22 protein-coding genes are annotated in these 26147 nt (G+C 67.3%); 7 read left to right on the top strand and 15 right to left on the bottom strand.

Going from position 1 to position 26147, the window contains the following annotated elements:
* Window positions 1-8: 8 nt before the first annotated feature.
* The 4 genes from ACFC0O_RS23865 to ACFC0O_RS23850 form a co-directional block, all read right to left on the bottom strand.
* Window positions 9-296 carry a hypothetical protein gene (locus tag ACFC0O_RS23865; protein WP_364636637.1) on the bottom strand — a complete coding sequence of 96 codons (288 nt, stop codon included), beginning with the start codon at window positions 294-296 and terminating at the stop codon, window positions 9-11.
* Between the two features lie 169 nt (window positions 297-465).
* On the bottom strand, window positions 466-1458 hold the full coding sequence (locus tag ACFC0O_RS23860) for an alpha/beta fold hydrolase (protein WP_375961333.1): 993 nt from the start codon (window positions 1456-1458) through the stop codon (window positions 466-468).
* A 310-nt stretch (window positions 1459-1768) separates the two neighbouring features.
* Window positions 1769-3724: an acyl-CoA dehydrogenase family protein gene (locus ACFC0O_RS23855; RefSeq protein ID WP_375961330.1), complete on the bottom strand. Its 1956-nt coding sequence runs from the start codon at window positions 3722-3724 to the stop codon at window positions 1769-1771.
* Window positions 3725-3851: 127 nt separating this feature from the next.
* A complete protein-coding gene (locus ACFC0O_RS23850) occupies window positions 3852-5036 on the bottom strand; it encodes an AAA family ATPase (RefSeq protein ID WP_375961327.1) in 1185 nt (394 codons plus the stop codon).
* Window positions 5037-5247: 211 nt separating this feature from the next.
* On the opposite strand from ACFC0O_RS23850, the gene ACFC0O_RS23845 reads away from it, so the two are divergent.
* The 3 genes from ACFC0O_RS23845 (at window position 5248) to ACFC0O_RS23835 (ending at window position 6913) form a co-directional block, all read left to right on the top strand.
* On the top strand, window positions 5248-5499 hold the full coding sequence (locus ACFC0O_RS23845) for a hypothetical protein (protein WP_364636629.1): 252 nt from the start codon (window positions 5248-5250) through the stop codon (window positions 5497-5499).
* Between the two features lie 350 nt (window positions 5500-5849).
* Complete coding sequence (locus ACFC0O_RS23840; RefSeq protein WP_375961324.1) at window positions 5850-6428, top strand: C40 family peptidase; 579 nt, start codon at window positions 5850-5852, stop codon at window positions 6426-6428.
* Between the two features lie 92 nt (window positions 6429-6520).
* Window positions 6521-6913, top strand: a complete 393-nt coding sequence (locus ACFC0O_RS23835; protein ID WP_364636625.1) for an RNA-binding S4 domain-containing protein — start codon at window positions 6521-6523, stop codon at window positions 6911-6913.
* On the opposite strand, the gene ACFC0O_RS23830 is transcribed toward ACFC0O_RS23835, so the two are convergent.
* From ACFC0O_RS23830 to ACFC0O_RS23810, 5 genes are all read right to left on the bottom strand, one after another.
* A complete protein-coding gene (locus tag ACFC0O_RS23830; RefSeq protein WP_375961321.1) occupies window positions 6893-8098 on the bottom strand; it encodes a cation:proton antiporter in 1206 nt (401 codons plus the stop codon). The genes ACFC0O_RS23835 and ACFC0O_RS23830 overlap by 21 nt on opposite strands.
* Window positions 8095-8484, bottom strand: a complete 390-nt coding sequence (locus ACFC0O_RS23825) for a hypothetical protein (protein WP_375961318.1) — start codon at window positions 8482-8484, stop codon at window positions 8095-8097. Before ACFC0O_RS23825 ends, ACFC0O_RS23830 begins: the two co-directional genes overlap by 4 nt.
* Before the next feature lie 7 nt (window positions 8485-8491).
* A complete protein-coding gene (locus tag ACFC0O_RS23820; RefSeq protein WP_375961316.1) occupies window positions 8492-11152 on the bottom strand; it encodes an acyltransferase domain-containing protein in 2661 nt (886 codons plus the stop codon).
* 243 nt (window positions 11153-11395) lie between these two features.
* A complete protein-coding gene (locus tag ACFC0O_RS23815) occupies window positions 11396-11566 on the bottom strand; it encodes a type II toxin-antitoxin system VapB family antitoxin (RefSeq protein WP_375961314.1) in 171 nt (56 codons plus the stop codon).
* A 158-nt stretch (window positions 11567-11724) separates the two neighbouring features.
* Window positions 11725-12696: an NAD(P)H-dependent flavin oxidoreductase gene (locus tag ACFC0O_RS23810; protein WP_375961311.1), complete on the bottom strand. Its 972-nt coding sequence runs from the start codon at window positions 12694-12696 to the stop codon at window positions 11725-11727.
* A gap of 281 nt (window positions 12697-12977) precedes the next feature.
* Between ACFC0O_RS23810 and fadD5 the strand changes: the two genes are divergently transcribed.
* Window positions 12978-14537 carry a fatty-acid--CoA ligase FadD5 gene (fadD5, locus tag ACFC0O_RS23805; protein ID WP_375961309.1) on the top strand — a complete coding sequence of 520 codons (1560 nt, stop codon included), beginning with the start codon at window positions 12978-12980 and terminating at the stop codon, window positions 14535-14537.
* Between the two features lie 3 nt (window positions 14538-14540).
* On the opposite strand, the gene ACFC0O_RS23800 is transcribed toward fadD5, so the two are convergent.
* Window positions 14541-16910: a flippase-like domain-containing protein gene (locus tag ACFC0O_RS23800; protein ID WP_375961307.1), complete on the bottom strand. Its 2370-nt coding sequence runs from the start codon at window positions 16908-16910 to the stop codon at window positions 14541-14543.
* Window positions 16911-17109: 199 nt separating this feature from the next.
* On the opposite strand from ACFC0O_RS23800, the gene ACFC0O_RS23795 reads away from it, so the two are divergent.
* On the top strand, window positions 17110-17733 hold the full coding sequence (locus ACFC0O_RS23795; protein WP_375961304.1) for a GDSL-type esterase/lipase family protein: 624 nt from the start codon (window positions 17110-17112) through the stop codon (window positions 17731-17733).
* Here the strand turns inward: ACFC0O_RS23795 and ACFC0O_RS23790 are convergent.
* Complete coding sequence (locus tag ACFC0O_RS23790) at window positions 17710-19188, bottom strand: threonine/serine exporter ThrE family protein (RefSeq protein ID WP_375961301.1); 1479 nt, start codon at window positions 19186-19188, stop codon at window positions 17710-17712. The genes ACFC0O_RS23795 and ACFC0O_RS23790 overlap by 24 nt on opposite strands.
* 233 nt (window positions 19189-19421) lie before the next feature.
* Here ACFC0O_RS23790 and ACFC0O_RS23785 point away from each other — a divergent pair, with 233 nt between their 5' ends.
* On the top strand, window positions 19422-20342 hold the full coding sequence (locus ACFC0O_RS23785) for a LysR family transcriptional regulator (RefSeq protein WP_375961299.1): 921 nt from the start codon (window positions 19422-19424) through the stop codon (window positions 20340-20342).
* Here ACFC0O_RS23785 and ACFC0O_RS23780 read toward each other — a convergent pair.
* Window positions 20337-20942, bottom strand: a complete 606-nt coding sequence (locus ACFC0O_RS23780) for a flavodoxin family protein (RefSeq protein ID WP_375961297.1) — start codon at window positions 20940-20942, stop codon at window positions 20337-20339. The two genes, ACFC0O_RS23785 and ACFC0O_RS23780, sit on opposite strands and share 6 nt — an antisense overlap.
* A gap of 61 nt (window positions 20943-21003) precedes the next feature.
* On the opposite strand from ACFC0O_RS23780, the gene ACFC0O_RS23775 reads away from it, so the two are divergent.
* Entirely contained in the window at window positions 21004-21909 is a 906-nt protein-coding gene (locus ACFC0O_RS23775) for a LysR family transcriptional regulator (RefSeq protein WP_375961295.1), read from the top strand.
* Window positions 21910-21925: 16 nt separating this feature from the next.
* Here the strand turns inward: ACFC0O_RS23775 and ACFC0O_RS23770 are convergent, their stop codons facing one another.
* The 3 genes from ACFC0O_RS23770 to ACFC0O_RS23760 all read right to left on the bottom strand — a co-directional run bounded on the left by ACFC0O_RS23770 (window position 21926) and on the right by ACFC0O_RS23760 (window position 26106).
* The gene (locus ACFC0O_RS23770; RefSeq protein WP_375961292.1) at window positions 21926-23509 is read right to left on the bottom strand and encodes a phytoene desaturase family protein; all 1584 of its coding nucleotides are present in this window, start codon (window positions 23507-23509) and stop codon (window positions 21926-21928) included.
* A 75-nt stretch (window positions 23510-23584) separates the two neighbouring features.
* Complete coding sequence (locus ACFC0O_RS23765; protein WP_375961291.1) at window positions 23585-25120, bottom strand: FAD-binding protein; 1536 nt, start codon at window positions 25118-25120, stop codon at window positions 23585-23587.
* A gap of 80 nt (window positions 25121-25200) precedes the next feature.
* A complete protein-coding gene (locus tag ACFC0O_RS23760) occupies window positions 25201-26106 on the bottom strand; it encodes an NADP-dependent oxidoreductase (protein WP_375961289.1) in 906 nt (301 codons plus the stop codon).
* Window positions 26107-26147 lie beyond the last annotated feature (41 nt).

Below are 26147 nucleotides of genomic sequence, written 5' to 3'. Positions count from 1 at the left end.
AGTGTTGATTACTTGGTGCGCGGGCGGGAGTGGAAGCCCAGACCCTCGTCCTGCGCGCCCATCCAGGCCGCCTCATCGTGCTTGGCGTCCGGGACGTAGATGGGTTCCTGCTTGGCCTTCGCCGATTCGCTCGGCGGGGCCTGCTCGAATTCATCGGCGTCGATGACGAGCCTCTCCAGATCGTTCTCCAACCGGCGAATCGAACCGGTCTCCCCGTAGTGGGAACGCAATGCGGTGACGCACTGCCGGAGCTGGCCGACCGTGTAGCGGAGTTCCGCAATCTCGCTGCGTGTCATCGAAAGCCTCCTCGAGCCGTGTGACCGACCACACAATATGATCTACAACACAGTACGTGAAGATACTCCGTTCGTCTCGTCGCGGAGGCATATTCGCTGCTCAGCGGCCTGTCCCCGAGGCGGATCCGGGCCGCCGCCGCGACGGTCGCGGCCCGGAACGACGAGCGCCTCACCCCGCGATGGCGAACTCCGGGCCACAGTCCTCGCCCCGCTCGCAGGGGCGTCCGGCCGGATCGGCCACCACCGCCACGGCCCGATCCACCAGTGCCGCAATGGAAGCCGCGACCTCCTCGGCGCGCTCCATGATCACGCTGTGGCCCGCGCCGTCCAGGCGCACCAGCTCCACATCGTCCAATTGCGAGGCCAGCACCACCGAATGCGCGAACGGGATCACGATGTCCGCCGAACCGGCCAGCACCAGCGCCGGAATCGCGCCAAGCCGGTGCAGGGTGGCGGTCTCGTCGAAGCGCATCAGCGATTCCAGGAAACTCGCCATGGTCAGCAGTGAGGTCTCGTTCAGCATGGCCGTGGCCACCGCCAGCACCCGCGGGCTGATCTTGCGGGTGCCCAGGGTGGCCTCGCGCATGATCGGCTCGAACAGATGCCGGGTGAAATGCTTGGACGCCTGCATGGCGCGCGGGGCGCGGCGCACCGCCACCCGCAGTGAGGTCACGGCCGGACCGTTCAGCAGGCGGCCCAGGCCGACCCGGGTGACGCTGTTGGCCGCGCCCGCCAGCAGGCCCACGCCCACGATGCGGGTGCCGATGGTCTCGGGGAAGAGCCGGGCGTACGCCAGGATCGTCATGGCGCCCATCGAATGGCCAACCAGCACAACCGGACCCGTGGGTGCGACCGCGCGCAGCACCGCGTCCATATCCAGCGCCAGCTGATCGATGGTGTAGGTGGCCGGATCGGCGGTACCCGAATTGCCATGTCCGCGATGGTCGTAGAAGACCATGTGCGTGCTCTCGCCCCAGAGTCGTTGCAGATGCGCGCGCAGCAGCTCCCAGGATTCGGTGCGCAGGCAGTGCCCGTGTGCGAAGACCACGGTGAGCGGTGCGCCGGCGGGGCCGAATTCGCGAACGGCGATCGGCACGCCATCGTCCGCGGTGACGGTCAGATGGTGACCGTCGTGATCGGCGGCGGGGGTGCGGATGGACATGACGGCCTCCTGGAGAGTTCGCCTCTTGCCCGGTTGTCGATGGGTATTGCCTTCCCGTTAACCGTTCACACCAGGCGTTATGCACAAGTTGTCCAACCGATGCCGGTGATCGATATACCGATTCGACCGGATTTCTGCGCCATCGCTGCACAATCGGGCTATCTACAGCTTTCTAGTGATGACACTAGAAAGCTGTAGATGCTTATGAGAACTACAGACCGCCTGGTCAATGCTCGCGAAGGTGCTCGCGACAGCAATCTGCCCCTCTCTACCGAAGAAGCTAGAGAGGGGCAGATTCACCTGACGAGCACTAGGTGGACGAGCCCGCCTTCGTCGACGGCAGGAACGGCCGGATCAGGTTCTGCTCCGTGGACGGCCCGAACTGCCATTCGGAGATCCACGGCCCGGTGCCCTCGCTGGGATCGAGCGCACCGCCCTCCAGCCAGCTGTAGCGGCCATCCAGAATGCCCCGGGTCAATTCGGTATCGGCGTCATCGGTGTTGTCCCACAGCCCTTCGAACAGCCGCTGCACGCGGATCCGGGACTGGCGGCAGAACACCTCGGCCAGCTCCTCCGCCGCGGCACCGTCCGGATCGCCCGCCACGCGCAGCGATTGCGCCTTCACGCACGCGGCGGCCATGGCGAACAGCTCCGCGCCGATATCCACGATGCGACCCAGGAAACCCTGCTTGTACTCCAATCTCGCCTGCCAGCGCGCCATTCCGTACATCAGCGCCCGCGCCTGCTTGCGCGACATGCGCTCCACGAAACGCATATGCCGTGCCAGCGGGCCGAATTCGCCGAAGCTGGCGGGCACCGTGCCGGTGCCGACGGCCAGTTGCGGGAACCACTTGGCGTAGAAACCGCTCGCGCCGACCGCCGCCTTCGCCTTGTCCTTGAGTTCGGCATTGCGATCGACCAGCGCGCCCGCCGCCGACATATGCGCATCGGCCATCTCGCGCGCGATCAGCAATCGCATGATCTCGCTGGAACCCTCGAAGATGCGATTGATGCGCAGATCGCGCACCATCTGCTCCGCACCCACCGCGCGTTCGCCGCGCGCGGCCAGCGATGCCGCCGTCTCGTAACCGCGGCCGCCGCGAATCTGCACCAGTTCATCGGCGATGGTGCAGGCCATCTCCGACGCCCACAGTTTGGCCAGCGCGGCCTCGATGCGAATGTCATTGCGGTTCTCATCGCACATGGTGGCCGAGAGATCGAGCACCGCCTCCAGCGCGAAAGTGGTTGCGGCGATGAAGGACAGCTTCGAACCGACCGCGGCGTGCTCACCCACCGGACGGCCCCACTGCACGCGCGCGCCGCTCCATTCGCGGGCGATCTTGAGCGACCACTTGGCCGCCGCGGTACACATCGCGGGGATGGCGAGACGGCCCGCGTTCAGTGTGGTGAGCGCGATCTTGAGGCCGTCGCCCTCGCGACCGACCAGATTGCGCTTGGGCACCCGGACATCGTGCATGCGGGTGACGCCGTTCTCGATACCGCGCAGGCCCATGAACGAATTACGGCGCTCCACGGTGATTCCCGGGCTGTCCGCCTCCACGATGAACGCCGAGATGCCGCCGCGATGGCCCTCGCTCTTGGGGACCCGCGCCATCACCACGAGGAGTTCGGCGACCACGCCATTGGTGGTCCACAGTTTCACGCCATTGAGCTCATAGGCTTCGCCGTCGGCGGTCGGGGTGGCGGTGGAGGCCATGCGCGCCGGATCCGAACCCACATCCGGTTCGGTGAGCAGGAACGCGCTCACCGCGCCTTTGGCACAGCGCGGCAGGAACTCTCGCTTCTGTTCATCGGTGCCCGCCAGTTTGAGCGGCTCCGGGACGCCGATGGACTGATGCGCCGAGAGCAGCACGCCCAGGCTCGCGTGCGCGGAACCGACCAGCATGAGCGCGCGGTTGTAGCCCACCTGGGTGAGGCCGACGCCGCCGTACGCCTCCGGAATCTTGAGCCCGAAACAGCCGAGTTCGGCCAGCCCGCGCACATATTCGTCCGGAATCCGGCCCTCGGCCTCGATGCGCAGGCCGTCGATGGTTTCGCAGAAGGCTTGCAGCCGAGTCAGATACAGATCCATCTTGGTCTGATCCGCCTTGCTCGGCGTCGGGAACGGATGGATCAGGTCGAGACGGAAGCGGCCGAGGAACATCTCCTTCGCGAAAGAGGGTTTGGCCCAGTCGGTTTCGCGGGACTCCTCGACAAGTGCGCGAGCCTGCTCTTCGGTGGCGTCGACTTTCGCTGTGGTCGCCATAGCGTCCTCCTCGGAGGTGATCGGAATCACATTCGAGTGTAGAAGCGTTTGTTACCCACCGGTAGACGCCAGTTAAGATCAAAAACCCTTGTCAGACAATGATCTTGATTGCACGGCGAACCGCTGGCTACGCCACGCTCCGCAGATATCGGCCGAAATGCGGCACCGTGAAACCGATCGTTCCGCGCTCCGCGGAGTAGATCAGACCCTTCTTGATCAAGCCGTCCCGGGCGGGGGAGAGGGAGGCCGGTTTGCGATCGAGCTCGCGTGCGACCGCCGCCGTGGAGACCGGGCCGTCATCGCCCGCGAGATCCGCCATGGCACGCATGTATTCGCGTTCGGCGGGTGTCGCGCGCTCATAGCGGGAGCCGAAGAATCCGACCGCCAGCTCCTCCTCGGCGTGCGGTGCGGCCACCGCCACATCCTCTTCGCTGATCGGGCTCTGCGCGGCCGCGTCCCAGGTCGCCTTGCCGTACGCCTGCACGAAATACGGGTAACCGTCGGCTTTTTCGTAGAGGGCGTCCAGCGCCGCCTCGCTGTATTTCACATCCTCGCGACCGGCGGGGGCGATCAGCGCCTGATCCGCGGCCTCCCGGTCCAGGCGGTCGATGCGGTGGTACGAGAACAGGCGCTCGGAGTACGACTTGGAGGCCGAGAGCACGGCGGGCAGATGCGGCAGGCCCGCGCCGACCACGATCAAAGGCGCTGCGTCCTGACTCAATTCATGGCAGGCGCCGCAGATGGCGGAGATGTCCTGCGGGCCCAGATCCTGCATCTCGTCGATGAACAGCGCGATGCCGACACCGATGTCGCGGGCAAGTTGCGCGGCCTCCAGCAGAAGCTCGACCAGATCGATTTCGATATCCCCGGAATCGGCCCGGCCGGTGACCGCCGGGACATCGATACCCGGATTCCAGCGGTCCCGCATTCCCTTGTCCGCGGTCGATCGGAGCGCGAAAGCCTTGAGAATCCCCAGGAAATCGTCGACCTGATCCGGATTGCGATGTGCCACCGCTATCGAACGCACCGCCATGTGCAGGGCTGAGGAAAGCGGCCGCCGCAATTCCTGCTCGGGGCGTGCCTCGAGTTTGCCGGTACCCCAGCCGCGGGTGCGCGCGGCCGAGCGAAGTTGATTCAGCAGCACCGTTTTCCCGACCCCGCGCAAACCGGTCAGCATGACGCTGCGTTCGGGGCGAGCACGGGCAATGCGCTCCAGCACGATGTCGAAGGCGTCCAATTGCCGATCGCGTCCCGCGAGTTCGGGTGGGCGCTGCCCGGCACCTGGGGCGTAGGGATTTCTGACCGGATCCACGCGCACGACGGTAGCGCCAAAGTTCGGGATTATCCGGGCATCTACCGAAGCCCATAGACAGGGCAATCGACGGGCATACGCCGCCTGTCGACCGGCGACACGAGGAACTGTCCGTTTCGCCGGGAGCGGGTGTTCGCTTCGTACCCCTTGTCGCGCTTGCACCCTCGCTACCCTTATGGCTGATTCACAGATGCCCAGGGCAGGAGGGTTCATGTCGGAGGAAGCCCCGTCCACCGTCGCCGAGGTGGTCGAGTCCTGGAACGTACCGTCGGAGGCGATAGTCGCCGCGCGCATTCGCAACAACATTCTGGTGGCGATCGAACGCGGCTATGACGATCCGCAGCTGGTCGCCGATCTCGCGGTCGGCCCGCTCGTGATGGCGCTGGGTCAACTCGAAGTCGAACTCGCGGACGCGCGCCGCCGCATCGCCGATCTCGAAAGAGCAGTGGAGGCACGCGGTTGATCTCGAGTTTGCGCTTCGATAACGGGCATTTCGATCGCGTATATCTTCCCGTGATCCGGCCCGGCATAGCGGAATTCGTGCTGCGGCCGGGGGATTTGCGGTGTGTCGCGACACGCGCCGCGTGTGGGGTGGACAACACAGCCGGGTAGTCGTAATCTCTTCGTGACTTAGCGGAGTCTGTCGCTTCATCGGAGAGGCGGCCCGCGACGTTACCGGCTAGTCGACGACGAACCACAAAGACGTTCGTCAGCGAATCGGGATGTAGCAAGATCGGAGATGGCGGCTCGGTGGGTAAGCACAGCATGCAGCGGGAATCTCGAATTCCGAGTTCCGTGAAGGGCGCAGTAGTAATGGGCGCCATGGCGGCGACGACGACGGGTGTGTTCCCGGCGATCACCGCCCAGGCAGCCACCATCGATATCCCGGGTATCGGGAACTTCGATGTACCGGACGATTTCGCGCCCCAGGTTCAGCAGTTCAACCAGGCGGTCAAGGACCTCCAGAGCACTCAGGTCGGGGTGAATCCCTCCCCCGGCGCCAACGGCTTCCAGCTTCCGGAGCTGTTCCCGCAGAAGCAGACCGGCCCCGCGCAGATCGCGCTCGAGGCCGCGCAGACCAAGGTCGGCGCCCAGTACTCCTGGGGTGCCACCGGCCCGTTCAGCTTCGACTGCTCCGGTCTGGTGCAGTGGGCCTACAAGCAGGCCGGAGTCGAACTGCCGCGCACCAGCTTCGAGCAGTCGCACGTCGGCGCGCCCGTCGCCTTCCAGGATCTGCAGCCCGGTGACATCGTCGTCACCAACGGCGGCGGCCACGTCGGCATGTACGCCGGCGACGGCAAGCTGCTGAACGCGGTGCAGACCGGTACCCCCGTCTCCTACACCAACCTGCGCCCCGACATGGTCGTCACCGCGCGCCGCATCGCCGCCTGATCGACGGCGATCACCGCATAACGACAGAGTTCGAAACGACTGCCGCCCAGTCGAAGATCGTCGGCGCACGCGTGGCACGTATCGTGTAGCCCGTGACGTCAGCTCTACCGAGCGAACCGGCCCAGGCCCGAGTTGATTCTTGGGTCTGGGCCGTTCGTCTTTTCAAAACCCGCTCCGCCGCCGCGACCGCCTGCCGGGCCGGGCATGTGAAGGTCAACGGCGTGGCGGTCAAGGCCGCCCACTCGCTCAAACACGGTGACGAGATCCGGGTCCGGGTCGGCGGCGTCGAACGCATCGTGATCGTGCAGCGGCTGCTCACCAAACGCGTGGGCGCGGCCGTCGCCGTGCAGTGCATGATCGACAAGAGCCCGCCCCCGCCCGATCCGGCGGTGATCGCCACCCTGCCGCAGCGCGATCGCGGCAGCGGCCGCCCCACCAAACGCGAACGCCGCGAAACGGATCGGCTACTCGGCCGCGACGCCTGAGTCGCCGTGCTTCGCGCCCTTGCCGTGCTCGCCATCCCCGTCGCTCCCACCCTCGTCGCTCGGGGAATGGGCGGCGGCACGATTGGCGGCCAGGGCGGTCGCGAGCACGGTCACCAGTGCGCCCAGCATGAGCGCCGCCGGCTCGCCCGGGCGCAGGACGTGCAATTGGGTGCCGACGGTGACCGCCGCGACCGGCACCCCGATCTGCGCGGACGCCATGGCGCCGAACGTGATCGGCTGACCGACGACCCGCATCGCCATATGCGCCAGCACCGCCGCACCACCCAGCGCCAGGCCGAGCAGGATCAGCCACGGGTGATCACCGAACTCGCGCAGGTTCAAGCGCGCGCCCAGCCAGACGAAGAACATCGGGGTCAGGAAACCGTCGCCGATGGCGAACAGCTGCCGCGCCACCCGGCGCGGTTCCCCGATGGCCGACACCACCAGGCCCAGTGCGAAACCCGCCAGCATGATCGACACGTGCGTGCGGGTCGCCAGTGCGCACAGCGCGAACAGCAGCACCAGGCTCACCCGCAGCTCCAATGCGAAACCGCGCTGCTCGGACACCTTGTGGAAGCGATGGCGCAGGCCGGAATCGCCCAGGTACTTCAGCCCGAAGTAGAGCACCACCGCGCACGCCGACACCGCCAGCGCACCCAGCGCCGCGCGCCCCGCATTGCCGGGATCGATCACCAGCGGCAGCGCCACCACGCACGCCGCATCGGCGATGGCGACCTGGGCGGTCAACTCCAGCACCGGTTTTCCGGTCAGGCACTGCCCGTCGATGACGGGCAGCACCAGCGCGGCCGAGGAGGAGGCGATGAGCACCGCGTAGAGCGCACCGTGGCCGGTATCGAACAGCGCGGCCACACCCTGTCCGGCGGCGACCGCGAGGAGACCGACCAGCGCGGCCCGCACGGCGCCGCGGCCCAGCGCCGAGCGAATGGTCGAATCCCGCATGGGCACATGGGTTCCCGCCACGAACATGACCACCGCGAAACCCACATCCGCGAGGAACGTGAAGGTGGGATCGGCGGGGTTCAGCACCCCGAAACCGGTGCTGCCGAACAGGATTCCCGCCAGCAGCTCGCCCAGGATGACCGGGATGTGCCATTGCGGCCGCCACGCCAGGATCGGCCCGGCCAGGCCGAGCAGCACGATCAGCGAGAGCAGTTCGAAAGTCACGGCAGCGAAGCGATTTTCACCGGGATGAGGATGTTCTCGTCGGAGTAGTAGATCGCGCATACGCGGTGATAGCCGTCCGCGATCTGCGCGGGCACACCGCGCCGGAAGTTGCCGCGCACCAGCAGAATCGGCGAAAGCGCCTTGCCCGCCAGGATCTTCTCCAGATCGCGGCGCACATACGGGTTGTACGCGGGCAGGATCTCCAGCTGTGAGGCGCGCAGAATATCCTTGGCCTTCTTATGGGTGACCTGCGCGGCGCGCAACTCCTCGATGACCGTGTTCACCACATCCGGATCGCCCAGCATATCGAGGAAGTCCGCCGCGGCCGGATAGTCGTGCTCGTCCGGCTGGTCCTTCCATTTCACTTGGATAGTCGCCTCGGCCATTCCGACATCATTCCCGCGTGACCGGCGCGGCACCGCCCGACACGCGGGTCAGCGGCAGCCAGCCCACCCCCGAGAACCCGATGGTGAAATCCGTGGGATCGGCCGCGGTCAAGTCGACCAGATTGCCCGCCGCCACCGGATGCAACGCCCGCCCCGCCAGCACCACACCTCGGATCGGTGGTCCGGAATCGCGGATATCGTCCAGTGCCCCAGCCAGATCCACCCGATCGGTGGCATCGCACTGCACCACCACCACGCACTCCTCCATACCCTCGAGTGGTTCCGGCAGCGCCCGCGCCAACCGGGTCAGCACCACCACCTCCCGCACCCCCGCGTCCAGCAGCCACCGCACCACCAGCGCGCCCGACACCCCCAGTCCGCCCGCCACCACATACGTCCCGTCCACCCGAATCCGCACCTCGGGCATCCGCACCCCGACGCCCTCCACCGACACCCGCCGCCCCCACCGCCGCTGCGGCGGCGGCACCGTCAGCGCCCCCAGCGCCGACCAATCCACCCGCCGCCCCTCCAGGAACAACCGCCCGACCGCCCGCAGAAAACTCCCCGCCTCATCCGCCCGCGACCCCACCGCATAAGCGGCCCCCCGAAACGCCATATGCTCCCGCGCCACCGGCGTCAGCACCCCATGCGGCCCGATCTCCACCACCGTCGAAATACCGGCCCCCGCAGCAGAATCCAACGCCGCCCCGAGTTCGACCGGCCCAGCCGCATTCAGCGCCCAATACGCCGCATCCGTACACCCCTGCGCCACCCCATTCCCCCCCGGCGCTGTTTTCGGTCCGATCACCATGCCGCGCCGGGTGGTTGAGAAGAACGGCATTTCGGGGCGCAGCGCCGTAACCGTCGCGAGCTCCGAAACCAGTTGCGGGGCAACGTCTCGGGCGCGGGGTGCGTGCGGCACGGGGATCGGGCCGCCGATGGTGCCATCGGCGGCGATGCGCTGCGCGAAGATGGCGCGGCGGTGGGCGCGGCGGACCAGGGTGTCGATATAGCGCGGGTCGCCGGACACCGTGATGGACGATGGGCCGTCGACGGCGGCGACTCCGACCGAGGAGCGCATGGGTTCGATCAGCCGATGTACTTCGGCGGGGGTGGCTTCCAGTACCGCTGCGGCACCGTCGACACCGGTTCCGGCGAGCAGGCGGCCGCGGGCCACCGCGATTCGGGCTCCGTCGGCCAGCGATATCGCACCGCACACCACTGCGGCCGCGACCTCGCCGATCCCGTGTCCCGCAACGGCATCCGCCCAGATGCCCCAGACACCGAGCAGGGCGGCGAGCGCTACCTGGAATGCGAAGAGCGCCGGTTGCGCGACGTCTTCGCCGCCGGTTCCCGATCCGAATCCGTTGCGCGGGGTCCATACTCGCGGTCCACCGGCCGCGACGATGGCATCGACCGCATCGGTCAGCGCCGCCGCGAAGACCGGATAGCGTGCCGCGAGTGCGCGACCCATTCGCGCGTGCCCGCCCGCGCCCGAGAACAGGAACAGCACCCCGCCGGCGCGCTCGTACTCGGAAATCCCGACCACCTCACCGGATCCGGGGTCGCTCGACAGCGCTGAACCGACCACCCGCCGGACCATTTCCCCGGCGATACCGCACGCCGTGCTCGGCCCGGCCGATCCGTTGCTCTCCGGTCGGGTGGCCGGATTTCCCTGTGCCGCCGTCGAAGTCGGTGCACTCGCGGTCGCGGGAGCGTCTGCTGCCGTCAGATGCGCGATTCGATTGGGCTGTACCCGGCCGCCGCGTGGGGACACGCGGGCGGCGGCGGAGACGGGCAGGGTGGTCGCGAGGGCGGTGATATCGCGGGCGACTTCGCGGAGTTGGCTTGCGGCATCGGTGATGTCGTGGGCGAGGATCGTAGCGCGGGATTGGCCGGGTGTCAGACGAGCAACCGCGGCCGCGAAGTCACGCAGCGATGGGTAGCCGCCGATCGCGGTCGCGTAGTGCAGGCAGAGTTCGTGCAGGGCGTCGAGGTCGTGCGCGGACAGGGGAATCGGCAGCGGTGGCTGGGTGTCTCGGTCCGACGTGCGTACCGGCCCGTCGGTCTCGTCCGACCGAGGATGGCTGTGCCACAGCGCTATCCGGGGTGCGGTGTCGCCGGGATGTGGGAAACCCATTCCGGTGCCGGGGAATTCGGCGTAGTGCCGGGAGCCGGTGCGGTACGCGTCCCGCGTGCGCTGCAGGATCAGGACCGCGCCGCGGCTGGATTCGGGCAGCGCGACGGCCGAGATGTGCTGGGGGAGAGGCGGGTCGGGGAGCAGGGCCAGGTCCGCGCCGCCGGTGATGACGAACGGTACGGATTCGTCGGCGAGCAGGCGGACGGCGGTGTCGACCGCGACCAGCGGTGCGGTGCGGTCGCTGGCTACGAGCAGGCTGGGGCCGTGCAGGTCCAGGGTGCGCGAGAGCAGGTGGGCGATGTTGAGCGCGGCGGCGGGGCCGAATGTCGTTGCGGCGCCGAAGACCACGGCGGCGCGGGAGCCGGGGGCGAGGTGGCCCAGGCCGGAGTCGTCTAGGGCCTCGACGGCGAGTTCGAGGGTGACGCGCTGGCGCGGATCCAGGGCGGCCGCCTCGTGTTCGGGCAGCGCGAACCAGTCGTTGTCGAAGGCCGTACCTGTCGGCCGGTACGCGACACCGACGATCGACACCCGCGGAGCGGGCGCCGAATCGTTCGATGCTGTCGTACTCTGCCGCACGGAGAACCCCTCCCGTGGTCCGGCGACGTGTGCGCCGAGGTACCTCCGGCGATTCTGCCAAGAATTCGCCGCCGCCAGAAGAGCTTTGGCGCAGGTAGATTGTGACTCGGCGTGCCATCCACGGGTGTGGGACGCGCGCCGCGCGCCGCCACGGTGTGGCCGCGCGCGGTTACGACATCGGCTGGGGCGCGGCTGCTACGCCGAGGCCGCCCGGGTGTGAATCGGGTGCTCGAGATCCGCCGCCGTGGCATGCGAGGTGAAGAATCGCAATGCTAGGTTCACCGCGTCCTGTTCGGTGTGAACGCCCGAAATAGCCATTGTCCGCCGCAGCGCGTCATCGTCGAGATAGATACGAGTGATTGCCATTTCGGCACCTCCACCACTTCGGACTGTCGTTAAAGCATGACGCATCGACGGGCCCCGGGTAACCGAAATGACTAGAGCCCTTGGCAAGATCTGCCAAGGGCTCTTAGCGGAAATTCTCAAAACACCTATTGCGCTTTCGAGAACATGCCGCGCGGTCGTCAGACGAGCATGCCGCCCAGCTGACCCCGGATGATCTCCTCGGCCTCGGAAACCATGCGGGACACCAGGTCCGCGCAGGTCGGGATGTCATCGATGAGGCCCTGGACCTGACCCGCGGACCAGATGCCGGCGTTCAGATCGCCCTCTTCGAATACGCGGCGGCCGCGCGCACCGGCGACCAGTTCGCGCACATCCTCGAAAGTGCCGCCCGCCTTCTCGATTTCGACGACCTTGCGGCTGATCTCGTTATCCGCCACGCGCGCGGTGTTGTGCAGCGTACGGAAGATGAGCTGCGTCGCGCGCTCGGAATTGGCGACGATCTGCTCCTTCACCGTCTGGTGAATGGCCGATTCCTGCGTGCACATGAAGCGGGTGCCCATATTCACGCCGTCCGCGCCCAGCGCCAGCGCCGCGACCAGACCGCGCGCATCGGCGATACCGCCCGAGGCGATCACCGGAATATCGAGGGCCTTGGTGGCCGCCGGAATCAGGATCAGGCCGGGGACATCGTCCTCGCCCGGGTGACCCGCGCATTCGAAGCCGTCGATGGACACGCCGTCGACGCCGATCTTCTGCGCCTTGAGCGCGTGCCGGACGCTGGTGCACTTGTGCAGCACCTTGATACCGGCCGCCTTGTAGTACGGCAGGAACGGCTCGGGGTTGGAGCCCGCGGTCTCCACGATCTTCACGCCCGACTCGATGATCGCCTGCATGTACTCCTGGTACGGCGGCGGATTGATCGACGGCAGGATGGTCACGTTCACACCGAACGGCTTATCGGTGAGCTCGCGCGCCTTCTCGATCTCCTTCAGGAGATCCTCGGGCGTGGGCTGGGTGAGGGCGGTGATGATGCCCAGACCGCCCGCCTCGGACACGGCGGCGGCGAGTTCGGCGCGGCCGACCCACATCATGCCGCCCTGCACGATCGGGTGCTCTACCCCGAAGGTCTCGGTGAACCTGGTACGCAGCATCGACGCAGTCCTCTCTGGCCTCTCACAACTGGCTCGATACTCGCATAGTTGCATATGGGGGTTCAACCCCGATGTGAGTCGGAGTTTGCACCTTCGGTGGCGTAGGGGACGCCGACCTGGGGATAACCGCGAGCGGCCGTCCCCGTCATCAAGAGCGATTTTCAGCCTCTGAGCTGCTGATTGAATCGATGATAAACATCGTACAGAACCTTCTCTGTAACCCTTGTCACGCCAAGAAGTTAGTTGGTATTCTCGCGAACAATCAGACGGAAGGGCACACAATGACCACAGGTTTCCGGCCGCTCGACGAGCCGATCCGGTCGCGGCGCAATCACTGGGTCAACCAGGTCGCCACCCACGCGGCCATGCGGGGAGACGGTGTCGCCTTCCGTTTCCAGGGCACGGACACCACCTGGGGACAGCTGCACGAGCGCTCGGAGAAGTTCGCCGACGCGCTCGCCCGGCGCGGGGTCGGATTCGGCGACCGGGTGCTCATCCTGGCGCTCAACTACACCGAGTACATCGAGGCCGTGCTCGGCATCAACGCGGTCGGGGCCATCGCGGTGCCGGTGAACTTCCGGCTCACCCCGCCCGAGGTCGCCTATATCGTGAGCGACTCCGGCGCCAAGGCCATCGTCACCGACGCGCCGCTGCAGCCGCTGGCCGCCGCCGTGCGCGCCCAGGCCCCGGCCCTGGAAACCTGCGTGGTCATCAACGGGCAGAGCGGCGACGGCGTCATCGGCTACGACGACTTCCTCGCCGAGGACGGCGAACCCCATGCCGCACTGGACATTCCGGAGGATTCTCCGGCGCTGATCATGTACACCTCGGGCACCACCGGCACCCCCAAGGGTGCGGTGCTGTCCTACGCGAACCTGAACTCCCAGGCGCTGACCTGTATCCGCGCCATGGAGATCACCCCCGATTCCATCGGCTTCTGCACCTCACCGCTGTTCCACATCGCCGGATTGGGCAGTCTCACACCGTATTTCCTGCTCGGCGGCAAGACCGTGCTGCATCCGCTCGGCGCTTTCAACCCCACCGAATTCCTGGACGCCATCGAGGCGGAGCAGGCCACCACCGCCTTCTGCGTACCGGTGCAGTGGCAGCTCATCTGTGAGGATCCGACGGTCAAGGACCGCAAACTGGCCCTGCGCGCGCTGTGCTGGGGCGCGGCCCCGGCCTCGGATACGGTGCTGCGCGCCATGGCCGACTGCTTCCCGGACGCCTTCAATGTCGCGGTCTTCGGCCAGACCGAGATGTCGCCCATCACCTGCGTGCTCGAAGGCCGGGACGCGCTGACCAAGCTCGGCTCGGTCGGCAAGCCCATCCCCACGATTCAGGCCCGCATCGTCGACGACGAGATGAACGATGTCGAACCCGGCACCGTCGGCGAGATCGTCTACCGCGGCCCGACCCTCATGCAGGGCTACTGGAACAAGCCCGAAGCGACCGCGGAAGCCTTCCACGGCGGCTGGTTCCACTCCGGCGATCTGGTGCGCGCGGATGAGGACGGCTTCATCTACGTCGTCGACCGCAAGAAGGACATGATCATCTCCGGCGGCGAGAACATCTACTGCGCCGAAGTGGAGAACGTGCTCTTCGCCCACCCCAAGATCCACGAGGCCGCGGTCATCGGCCGCGCCCACGAGAAGTGGGGTGAGGTGCCGGTCGCGGTGGTCGCCCTCGCCGCGGGCGTGGACACCCTGACCCTCGAAGAACTCGAGCCCTTCCTGAACGAATCCCTGGCCCGCTACAAGCACCCCAAGGATCTCGTCATCGTGACCGAGCTGCCCCGCAACGCCAGCGGCAAGGTGCTGAAGGTCGAACTCCGCAAATAGGTTTCAGATCATGTCGTTCTTGGTGAGCCAGCGCATGATCGGCCAGCCACAGAACACCGGAAGCCAGCAGGTGAGCACTCGGTAGAGGAGGACGGCGGGGACCGCGATGGTCGCCGCCACTCCGAACGCCGCCAGACCACCGATCAGCGCGGCTTCCACCGCGCCCACGCCGCCGGGGGTGGGCGCGGCCGAGGCCAGGGTGCCACCGATCATCGTCACGATCGTGACGGTCACGAAAGTCGTACTGCCGCCGAAGGCTTCGATACTCGCCCAGAGCGCGAGCGCCATACCGAGCGTTGTGGTGGCGCAACCGGCGACGATCATCGCCAGCCGGCCCGGACGGCGCGACAGATCCTTGAGTTGCGCCAGGACATCCGCGAGCTGCGGCCGCACCTCATTGAGCAGCCAGCGCCGGATCTTGGGCACGAACATGGTCACACCGAGCAGGCCCAGCAGTGCGCCCGCCACGAAATACAGCACCGTCGCACTGGGCACGAAATGCGACAGGTTCGTCGAAACCCCCGCCGCCACACTGAAGAACAGCAGCAGGATCAGGTGCGTCACCACCTGAATGGTCTGCTGTAGCGCCACCGACGCGGTCGCGCGCACCGCGCCCAGTCCGCTCTTCTGCAGGAATCGCACGCTCAACGCCAGCCCGCCAACACCCGCGGGGGTGGTGGTCGCGGCGAAGGTATTGGCGACCTGCATGAAGAGCAGATTCTTGAAGTTCACCTCTTCGGAAGCGCACGCCCACAACGCCATTGCCGCACCGAGATAGGTCAGTGCCGATACCGCCAGGCCCAGCAGCGCCCACCACCAGTTGGCGTAGCGCAGTTCGGAGAAGAATGTCGGCACGGCGCTGATGTACGGGTACGCCACGTACACCAGGCCGATGAGCAGCACGAGCTGGATGAACTGGTTCCGGGAGAACCGGGTGATGCGCGCCGCCTCGATCTTGTCCTGATCGGTCTGCCTGGCCACCTCGTCGCGGGTGTGCTTCATCAGATCCCCGGCATCGGGCACCGCGTGCCGAACCTGTTCGGGGATGGCGGTTTTGGTGAGTCGCCGGGACGAGGTCAGCACCCGCTGCGCGCCCATGCATTCGATGGCCGTGCGCACCGCGGTCTCGACGCCGAACAGCGCGGCCGAGGTCAGCAGCAACTGCGCCACATCGGATTGGAAGCGCACCTCGTAGGTGCCGAATTCCGAGGTCATGAAACCGCCGAAACGCACCTGCCCGTCGATGATCCGAATGTCCTCGGCACGCAGATCACCGTGCGAGATCTGGGCGTCGTGCAGCGTGTGCAGCGCCTGCCACACCTTGGCGAGCATCTCCTCGCCGTCGGCGGCCGAGAGCGGTTTACCGCCGGGCACGGTGTGCGCGTACATCATCCAGCCGCGATCGAGGGCGGCGACGGTCAGCGGTCTATTGCTGCCCAGGCCCAGATCCCCGATGGCGATGCCCATCAGCGCGCGATGTTCGACCGCGCGCCGCATGGACGCGAACAGGGTCGGATACTCGCTGGCCCGAATCGTCAACCAGCGCCGCAACTGTCGCAGCGCACTGCGGCTGCGCTGATTCTGCCCGTACATCTCGACGGTGATCGGATCGCCCTCGGTCTTGGCCGAGAGCACCAGCGGCCCGCGCCCGGCCGGGCGCACCACCTGGAAGGCCGTCACCTTGAAACCGCGCTGCGCCAGCACCCGCACGGCCGCGTCCAGCGGCACCTCCAGCGCGGGTGTGCCGACCACCAGCACGATCACCGTGCCCACCAGCCAGCCCACCGCCAGCCCCAGCATGGCGCGGGCGGGCACCACCAGCGACACCACCAGGTGGATGGGCACGAATGCCAGCAGCAGCGTCCACCACCAGCGCCGCCAGCGCGGGGGCAGCCACGGGCTGGCCACGGTGAGGGTGGCCGCCAGCATGGCGATCCAGCGCGGATCGTCCAGGAACTGGGACAGGAAGGTATTGAGCTGTTCGGCCTCGGACAGATGCCACTTCGGCGGGGTGAAACCGGTGCCGGTGATGGAGAACAGCAGCAGTGCGATCAGGCCCGCGGACAGGAAGCCGCCCAGCAGTTTCCACTGCCTGCCCCAGATCAGGCGCACCAGAATCGCGAACGGCAACGCCAGAATCGCGATGCCGTACAGGATGTAGACCAGATTGGACTGCTCCGGCGTGAGGAATCCGACGATCTCGGACACCGAACGCTCCAGCGCCACCCACTGCGGCCGCGTGATGAGTGAGCCGGTGATGACGACGGCGGTCAGCAGCGCGGACAGCACGACGCGCAGAATGTCGCTGGTCCGCCGGATCCGCGGCTGCAGCAGACTGCCGGAGACAGGAATTTCCCGTCCGTCGACTCGCATGTCCTATGGGCGCTTTCGGATCGTGGGAACGACTGCGGTCCCATGGTCGGCTCGGGGCGGTTGGTGCCCGGTTACCGTAACCCGTCGCGGGGTCCCAGCGGGACGACCCCGCCGCCACGCCGAACGCGTCGTCGCGGTTATTCCTGCTTAATAGGTTCGGCGCGGGGCCGTCGCGGCCCCGTGCGAGGATCGACGCGTGGTGCCCGATCTGCGCGTGTGTTTTCTCGGCGAATCCTTCGTAGCGGGCATAGGCGACCGAAAACACCTGGGCTGGGCGGGCCGCCTCGCGGTGCGCGCCACCGCGGCCGGACAGCCGCTCAACTATTACAACCTGGGAATTCGCCGGGAGACCAGTACCGAATTGCGGGCGCGCTGGGCCGCCGAATGCACCCCGCGACTACCCGCCGGGGCGGACTGCCGGGTGGTCATCTCCACCGGCGTCAACGATTCGCAGTACGAGAACGGCCGTCCCCGAGTCGATCCCGAGGTCTCGGCGGACAATCTCACCGCCATCCTGCGCGGAACCCGGGAAAAAGGCTGGCAGACAATGGTGATCGCGCCGCCGCCGAATGTGGACGAGGATCACAATCGGCGCCTGCTGGCTCTGGATGACAGCTTCGCCGATATCTGCGATGCCCTCGACGCGCGGTATCTGCGTGCGCACCAACCACTGCGGGACAATCCGATCTGGATGCGCGAGGTCGCCGCGCGCGACGGCTACCACCCCGACGCCCCCGGCTATGACGAATTCGCGGCACTGCTCGCACCGCACTGGCTGCTGTGGCTGGCCGATCCGGGCTCAGGGCTTCCGACGGTTCGCTGAATGCCGCCCGGTATCCGGGCCGAGCAGCTGATCCACCACCGGCGTGATCTGCGGCGGCCGCTTGGCCGCGATACCGGAACCGACCAGCACGCCCAGCGCGATGGCGGCGACGGTCAGCGTGGTCGTCACCAGCACGTGCAGGCCGTTCGCATTGGATTCGGCCACCAGCTGCGAGACCCCGGTGAGGCCGATACCGCCGGGCACCAGCATCCAGAACGCGGGCAGGAACGTCACCTGGGTGGGCGGGGCGTTCCGATTGCGCTGCACCAGATATGCCGCGGGCACCGCCACCATGCCGCCCAGGAACGAACCCAGCAGACCGCCGCCGATCTGCACGCCGAGCTTCTGCGCCGCGAACGCCGCGTACAGCACCACCAGCAGCCAGGGCAGCGATTTCGGCGGTGCGCTGGACCGCCAGGAATGCCCGAACCCGATCAGCAGCACACCGAGAATCGGAGCCCACCAACCCAATTGATGCATCTGCTCGGGCGGATTCGGATGATTCGGGCCCAGCAGCTGTAAGCCGATGAAAACCCCGAACGCCAGCAGGAACAGTTTGTTCAGGCCGTAGATGGTGCGACTCGCGCCCGCCACCATCGATCCGGTGGCCAATTCGATGGAACCGTTGGTGAGCGTGGCGCCCGGCAGCAGCGCCGAGACGCCCGGCACCAGCAGCTGCTGCGGATTGCCGCCGCCGAGCGCATGCGGAAAACCGAAGGCCAGCATGGTGACCGCACCGCCCGCGACCACCGGCAAACCCAGGGACAGCAGCGGCATCCGGTCCGCGAGCATGATCAGCAGCTGCACCACCAGGCCGATCACGATATAGCCGAGCAGGGCATTGGCGGTCGGATTGAGCATCAGGCCCAGGCCGAGGGTGAGCACCACATTGCCGAGCAGCATGAGCCACACCGCGGTCGGCGGCGGTGAGCGCAGGATCGCCGCGAGGGCGGCGGTGGCCATGGTGGGCGGCGGCACTTTGTTCTTGATCTGATCGATCAGCTTGTACAGCGCGGCGATCTGATCCAGCCGCAGTGTGTCCACCGACGCGTCCAGCAGATCGACGGCCGAACCGCGCGAATCATGCACGCGCACGAAGATTCCGGTGGGCAGTACGAAGAAGTGCACTTCATCGGCGTCGTAGCGGCGGGCCAGATCGTCGAGAATGCGCTGCACCTGATTGGTGGTCTCGCCCGAGGCGATGAGCGCGACGCCCATATGCCGCAGCAGATCCAGCAGATCGGCCGAGACGGGCGGCTCCTCGGGTTCGGGGGCGTCCTCGGCGGGCACCTCGGGTGCGCCGGCGCTGACCCGGCGCAGCCAGCGGTCCATGGAACCGGCGGCGCGGCGGGTGGCCCCGTAGAGGCGGCCGCTGCTGGGGCGCGGGGCCGGAGCGATGCGGTGCTGGGGTTGATGATTTTCGGGTTGCGGGTGGTCGGGGGTGTCCGAATCCATACGCCTCCTTCCGCCCGTCCGAGTCGGCAACTTTCTGGCAAATTCACCCTAGCGCGCAACTAACCGACTGGTCGGTGGCGTGCGGGGTTTCGCCGCGACATCCACCTTGGGTAATCCGGTTCGCCTGGAACGACTCGTCTGCGAGCATTGGCGGTGTGACAGAACCGTCAATCCCGTCCCGGCCTACAAAGCCGGGGTATGCCTACCGGTTGCAGCGTCCATAACCTGAGTGCATGGATATCGACACGCGACTGCTGCGTTACTTCCTGGCGGTCGCGGACACCGAGTCCCTGCCGCTGGCGGCGCAGCGCCTGCATGTCGCCCAACCGGCCCTCGCCACCCAGATCAAACAGCTCGAACAGCAGCTCGGCGTGGAACTGTTCATCCGCTCCCGCGCCGGCTGGACCCTGACCGCCGCCGGAAAGGTCCTGGCCGACCGGGTTCCGGGACTGCTCGGCGCCTGGGACCACATCCTGCGCGATACCAAGAGCGATGCCAGCCGCGCCGCACGCGTACTGCGCCTGGGCTGCGTGCACAGCGCCGCCGACGGGCATATCCCGGAAATCATCCGCGTCTTCCACCGGCTGCACCCGGACTGGCAGGTCGACATCCACCAGGGCGGCTGGACCGATCCCACCGCCGGACTCGACGAGGGCGATGTGGACGTGGCGCTGCTGCGACTACCCTTCCCGGGTCAGGACGGCTACTACGTGCGCGAACTGTTCACCGAACCGCGCTGGATCGCGCTGCCCGACAACCATCCGCTCGCCGAACGCGAGGACATCGCCTTCCGCGAACTCTGGGATGAGCCCTACGTCGCCTCACCCGCGGAAACCGGCTGGTGGCGCGACTATTGGATGGGCCTGGACGCCAGACCCGCCGATACCGCCATCATCGGCGCCATCGCCCGCAGCACCGACGAATGGCTGCGCGCCATCGCCAACGGGTACGGCGTCAGCTTCACCCCCGCCTCCACCGCGGCCGCCAATGCCCATGCGGGCGTGGTGTTCCGGCCCGTGCACGGCATCGCGCAGACCCGGGTCGCACTGGTGTGGCCGGACGCCTCCGAAGCGGATCCCATTGTGCGGTACTTCATTCGGTGCTGCACCGACATCATGGGGCATCAGGCCGGCGACGGCCGCCGCACCTCATAGCAGCGCGGCCTGACCCAGGCGCAATTGCGCCGTCACGCGCGCGACCCGCTCGCCCAGCCGGGCGCAGGTGCGAATATCGGACTCGGACATGGCATTCGGCGGCAGATCGACATTCGTCTGCGCGCCCGCACCGAGCCAGAAACCCAGGCGATTCGAATCCTCCGGACTCGCGACGGTGGAATTCCAGCCCGCGGTCAAACCCAGATTCACCCAGTGCATGTGATGCTGTGCGGCGAATATCGACAGCGAGACGAGCGCATGCAGTTTGTCACCGCTCATCGCCCCGGAATTGGTGAAACCCGCCGCGACCTTGTCCCGCCAGCGGCCCTCGGAGCAGCGGCGCGAGGTGGCCTCGGCGAAGGTTCTGAACCCGGCCGACACATCGCCCAGGTAGGTGGGGCTGCCGAAGACGATGGCATCGGCCTCGTCCAGCGCCGACCAGTCCGGATCGGTGATCCGGTCCACCGGCACCAGCCCGGTGGCCGCGCCTGCCGTGCGCGCGCCGTCCGCCACCGCCTCGGCGAGTACTTCGGTATGTCCCCACCCCGAGTGATAGGCGACGACAAGGTGTACCGGGCTGTTGATTTCGCTGATGTTCATGATTTTCAGCCTGGCCGGGGGCGAATTCCGCGTCCAATACCCGCATTCATAACCTGATGGAATGGACATCGATACGCGGCTGCTGCGCTACTTCGTCGCCGTCGCGGAAGAGGGCCACCTCACCCGGGCCGCCCAACGGCTCTACGTATCCCAGCCCGCGCTCACCAAACAGATCAAACAACTCGAAAACCAGCTCGGCGTAGCGCTTTTCACCCGATCGCGCACGGGAATGACGCTCACCGAACCCGGGCGGGTATTCGCCGAGCACGCCCCGGAACTGCTGGCCGGTTGGGATCGCATGCTGCGCGCCACCAAAAGCGATGCCAGCCGGGCCGGGAAGGTGCTGCGGGTCGGGTTCATCGCCAGTGCCGCAAACGAATTCACGCCCGCCATCGTGGCGGCATTCCGCCGTGCGCATCCGGACTGGCGGGTGGATATGCGACAGGTCGGCTGGACCGATCCCAGCGCCGGACTCGCCGACGGGGATGTGGACGCCGCGCTGGTGCGACTGCCGTTCCCGGGTGACGACCGCTTCCGGGCGCGGGAACTGTTCACCGAACCGCGCTGGCTCGCGCTGCCCGCCGACCATCCGCTCGCCGCATCCCCGGAAATCGAATTCCGGGAGATCTGGGATGAGCCGTTCGTCGCCTCACCACCGGAAAACGGCTGGTGGCGCGACTTCTGGATCGGCGCGGACGCCCGGCCCGCCAGCACCGCGGTCATCGGGGCCATCGCCCGCAATACCGATGAATGGCTCACCGCCATCGCCAACGGCTTCGGGCTCAGTTTCACCCCGGCCTCGTCGGCGCGCTACTACCCGCGCCCCGGCATCGTGTATCGGCCGGTGCGCGGCATCGGACCGAGCCGCGTCGCGGTTGCCTGGCCCGCGTCGGCCGAGACTCCGCCGCTGGTCAGCGATTTCATTCAATGTTGCGTTGAGGTATGTGGCGCTGGGCAGGATAGGTAACGCGGGGGATGTAGGGCTAGGTGGTTTCCAGGGCTGCCATGGCGGCGTTGTGGCCGCCTATGCCGCTCACGCCGCCGCCGCGGATCGCGCCAGCGCCGCAGAGCAGGATGTTGGGGTGGGCGGTGGCGACGCCCCAGCGGGCGGCGGGGGAGTCGCCTGAATCGGCTGGGAGATAGGGGAATTCGAGGTCGCGGTGGAAGATGTGGCCGCCGGGGAGGCCGATATCGCGTTCCAGGTCGACCGGGGATTTCGCTTCCAGGCAGGGGTTGCCGTCGCCATCCAGGGCCAGGCAGTCGCGCAGTGGTTCGGCCAGGACCGCATCGAGCTGGGCCAGGGTGGCATCGACCAGTCGTGCCTTCGCGCCCTCCGGGTCATCGGCGAAAAGCCTTGCGGGGGTGTGCAAACCGAAGAGGGTGAGGGTGTGTGCGCCCTGGGCGCGCAATTCCGGTGACAGGATCGAGGGGTCGGTCAGGGTGTGGCAGTAGATTTCCGCGGGCGGGGCGGAGGGGAGCTGTCCGGCAGCAGCCTCCCGATATGCCTGGGCGAGTTGGGAACTCGATTCGGCGATATGGAAGGTGCCCGCGAAGGCATCGGCCGGATCGACGGCGGTATCGCGGAGTTTCGGCAGGCGGCGCAGCAGCATATTGATTTTGAGCTGTGCGCCCTCGGGGCGTTCGGCGGATTCGCCGAGCAGTTTCGCCAGTTCATAGGGGGCGGCGTTCACCAGCACCTGCCGGGCGGCGACCACGCCCGCCTTGCCGTCGCCCGAGGTGAAAGCCACTTCCGCTGTGCCGTCATCGGTTTCGATGCCGGTCACGGCGCAACCGGTGATGATCTCCGCTCCGGCGGCGCGCGCGGCCGTCGCGAGCGCGTCGGTCAGCGCGCCCATTCCGCCGACCGGCACATCCCAGTCGCCGGTGCCGCCGCCGATCACGTGATAGAGGAAGCAGCGATTCTGTAGCAGTGACGGATCATGCGCGTGGGTGAAGGTGCCGATCAGCGCATCGGTGAGCACCACGCCGCGCACGGTGTCGTCGGCGAATTCGCGCTCCACCCAGTCACCCAGCGGCCGTTCGAAAATCGACTCCCAGAGCGCGGAATCGGCCACGGTGCCGCGCATTTCGTCGCGGGTGGGCAGCGGACGAGTCAATGTCGGGAACACGCGCTGCGCGAGCGCCCCGGTGCGGGCGTAAAAGTCCTGCCAGGCCCGGAAATCCTTGTCCGAGCCGGTGACTCGAACGAAGCTCTCCCGGGTCTGCGCCTCGGACCCGTTGTCCACCAGCAGCCCGCCCGACCCCACCGGCGTATACGACGAAATGCGCCGCTTACGAGTCTCGAAGCGCAGCCCCAGTTCTCGCACGATCTGCTCCGGCAGCAGGCTCACCAGATACGAATACCGGGACAGCCGCGCGTCCACGCCCGGAAACACCCGCGACGAGACGGCAGCCCCGCCGGTGTGATCCTGTCGCTCCAGCACCGCCACCGACCGCCCGGCCCGCGCCAGATACGCCGCCGCGACCAGCCCATTGTGGCCGCCACCGACCACCACCACGTCGTACCGTCCGCGCGCGGGGAACCCCGGAGCCGTCTCATCACCCATGAATCGACTCTAAGCCCGGCCACACCGGAATCCCCGTCGTCATCGCGGCCGAATACGCGCCGGGATGACGAGGGGTCAGCGAGCCGCCATGTCCAACGCCGCGAGGTGGCTGAACAGGACCGATGCGCCGATCGGGTTGCCGCCGCCCGGGTAGGTGGTGCCGCTGGGGGCGGCCATGGTGTTGCCCGCCGCGTAGAGGCCGGGGATGGGGGTGTCGTCGGCGGTGAGTACCCGGCCGACGGTGTCGGTGCGCAGGCCGCCCTTGGTGCCCAGGTCCGAGATGCCGAAGGCGGCGGCGTGGAACGGGCCCTTCACGATCGGGGCCAGGGGCGATTCGCCGTTGGAGAAGGCACGGTCGTACGCCTCGTCGCCGCGGCCGAAGTCCGGGTCCGTCCCGGCGGCGGCCTGTTCGTTGAAGCGGGCGACCGTGGCCGCCAGCGCGTCACTCGGCACGCCGATCTTCGCGGCCAGTTCCTCCAGCGTGTCGGCGGTGTGCCAGAGTCCGGCCTCGACGTACTTCTCGCGTTCCACCATCGGCACATTGCTGGCCTTGATGGGCGGTACGCCCGCATCGGCATCGTCGTAGATCATCCAGAACGGCAGTGTCACCGTTCCGGCGTCCATTGCCTCGATGATGTCCCGGCCCAGCCGGTCGTACGGTGCGGATTCGTTCACGAACCGTTCGCCGCTCTGGTTCACGAACACACCGCCGGTGAACCAGAGCGCGAACGCGGCCCGCCCGTCCGGGTGGATCAGGCCCGGCGACCACCATGCCTGATCCATCAGATCGGTATCCGCGCCCGCCGCGATACCCGCCTCATGCGCCTTACCGACATTTCCCCACGGCCCCATGGTGTCTCGCGCGACACCGGGTACGCCGAAGCGCTGCCGCAGTTCGTCATTGCCCTCGAAACCGCCCGCCGCCAACAGGACTCCCTTGCGGGTGCGGATCGCGGTGCGCTCCCCGTCCTGTTCGACGATCGCACCGACCACCGCGCCGTCCTCGACGACCAGCTCCACCAGCGCGGTGTTCAAACGCAGGGAAGCGTTGGGGTACTTGGCCATTGCCAGCAGGAACCGGCCCACCAGTGCACGGCCGCCGATCAGATAGTCCGGCTGCGGTTCACCATTGCGGTCGGTGCCCAGCGGTCCGCGAATGGACGCGCTCAGCTCACCGAGCTTCTTGGCGGCCAGCGGCTTGGGGATGATGTGCCGCTTACCGTCGAGCCGCGCCTTGGGCGCTTTGCCGTAGTAGTCCGGCCACGGGAACATCTGGAACGCGATGCTCTCATCGCTCTCCAGATACTCGATCACCTTCGCGCCGCCGCGCACATACGCTTCCTGCAATTCGGCGGGTGTGCGATCGCCGACCACGGCCCGGTAGTAGGTGAGCGCGTCCTCGAGCGTGTCATCCACACCCTCGCGCTGGAGCACCGGATTGCACGGGAACCACACACCGCCGCCACCCGAATACGAGGTGGTGCCGCCGAATTTCTCGGTGGCCTCCACCAGCAGCACCGTCAGTCCCTCACGCGCCGCCGTATACGCCCCGGCCAGGCCGCCGCCCGAACCGGCGACCAGCACATCGACCTCATTGTCCCAGTACGTCACCACAACTCCCTGTTCTCGCCTACGCCAGACGGTAGGGCGCGGCCGCGAGCCTCGCACAGGAATGTCCCGATGGCCAGGAATCAGGCGGCGGCCCAGGGCAGCAGCACGATCTTGCCGCGCACCCGCCCGGATTCACTGAGCCGATGCGCCTCGGCGGCATCGGCCAGGGACATGACGCGCTCGACCTCACCGCGCAGCGCGCCCTGTTCGAGCAGGGGTGTGAGCGCGCGCAGATCCGCGCCGGAGGGGGCGACGTAGTGCCGGTGGAACCGCGGATCGTCGAGCACCCCGTCGCGCTGGGCGTCGATGAGACGACCCTCCGGGGTCAGGATGGTCAGCGACCGGTCACCGTACTCACCGCCGACGAGATCGAACACCACATCCACCGGCGGCGTCACCGTGGTGAAATCGGCTGTCCGGTAATCGATCACCTCATCCGCGCCGAGCGACCGCAGGAACTCGTGATTCGCGGCCCGGGCCGTGCCGATCACGTACGCGCCATGATGTTTCGCGATCTGCACCGCCAGATGCCCGACACCACCGGCGGCCGCGTGGATCAAAACGCGTTGTCCCGGTGCGATTTTCGCCAATGCCTGCCATGCGGTGAGCACCGCGGTCGGCAGCGCCGCGGCGGCGGTGTGCGTCAGGTTCGCGGGTTTGGGCGCGAGGTGGTCGGCCGGGGTGACCACATATTCGGCGTAGGTGCCCGAACGGCTCAGCGCCATACCGAAAACCTCATCGCCGATATTGAAATCGGTTACCCCGTCACCGATTTCGACGACCGTCCCGGATACGTCGAAACCCAGTGTGAACGGCGGCGGACCCAGCACGTCGATGCTGCCGTTGCGGAGCTTCCAGTCCGCCGCGTTCACCGAGGTGGCGGCAACGCGCACCAGGACCTCACCCGCACCGGGAGCGGGCCGTTCGACCTCTACGGTCTGCAGTACTTCCGGTCCGCCGACTGTGTTCTGACTGATCGCTTTCATGGTTACGATTCTTCGGCCGGTAGTATCTTCTGGGAAGAAGG

This window comes from Nocardia sp. NPDC056100, from assembly GCF_042266325.1.
Classification (GTDB): Bacteria; Actinomycetota; Actinomycetes; order Mycobacteriales; family Mycobacteriaceae; genus Nocardia.
This window is presented reverse-complemented; position numbering and strand designations above follow the sequence as displayed.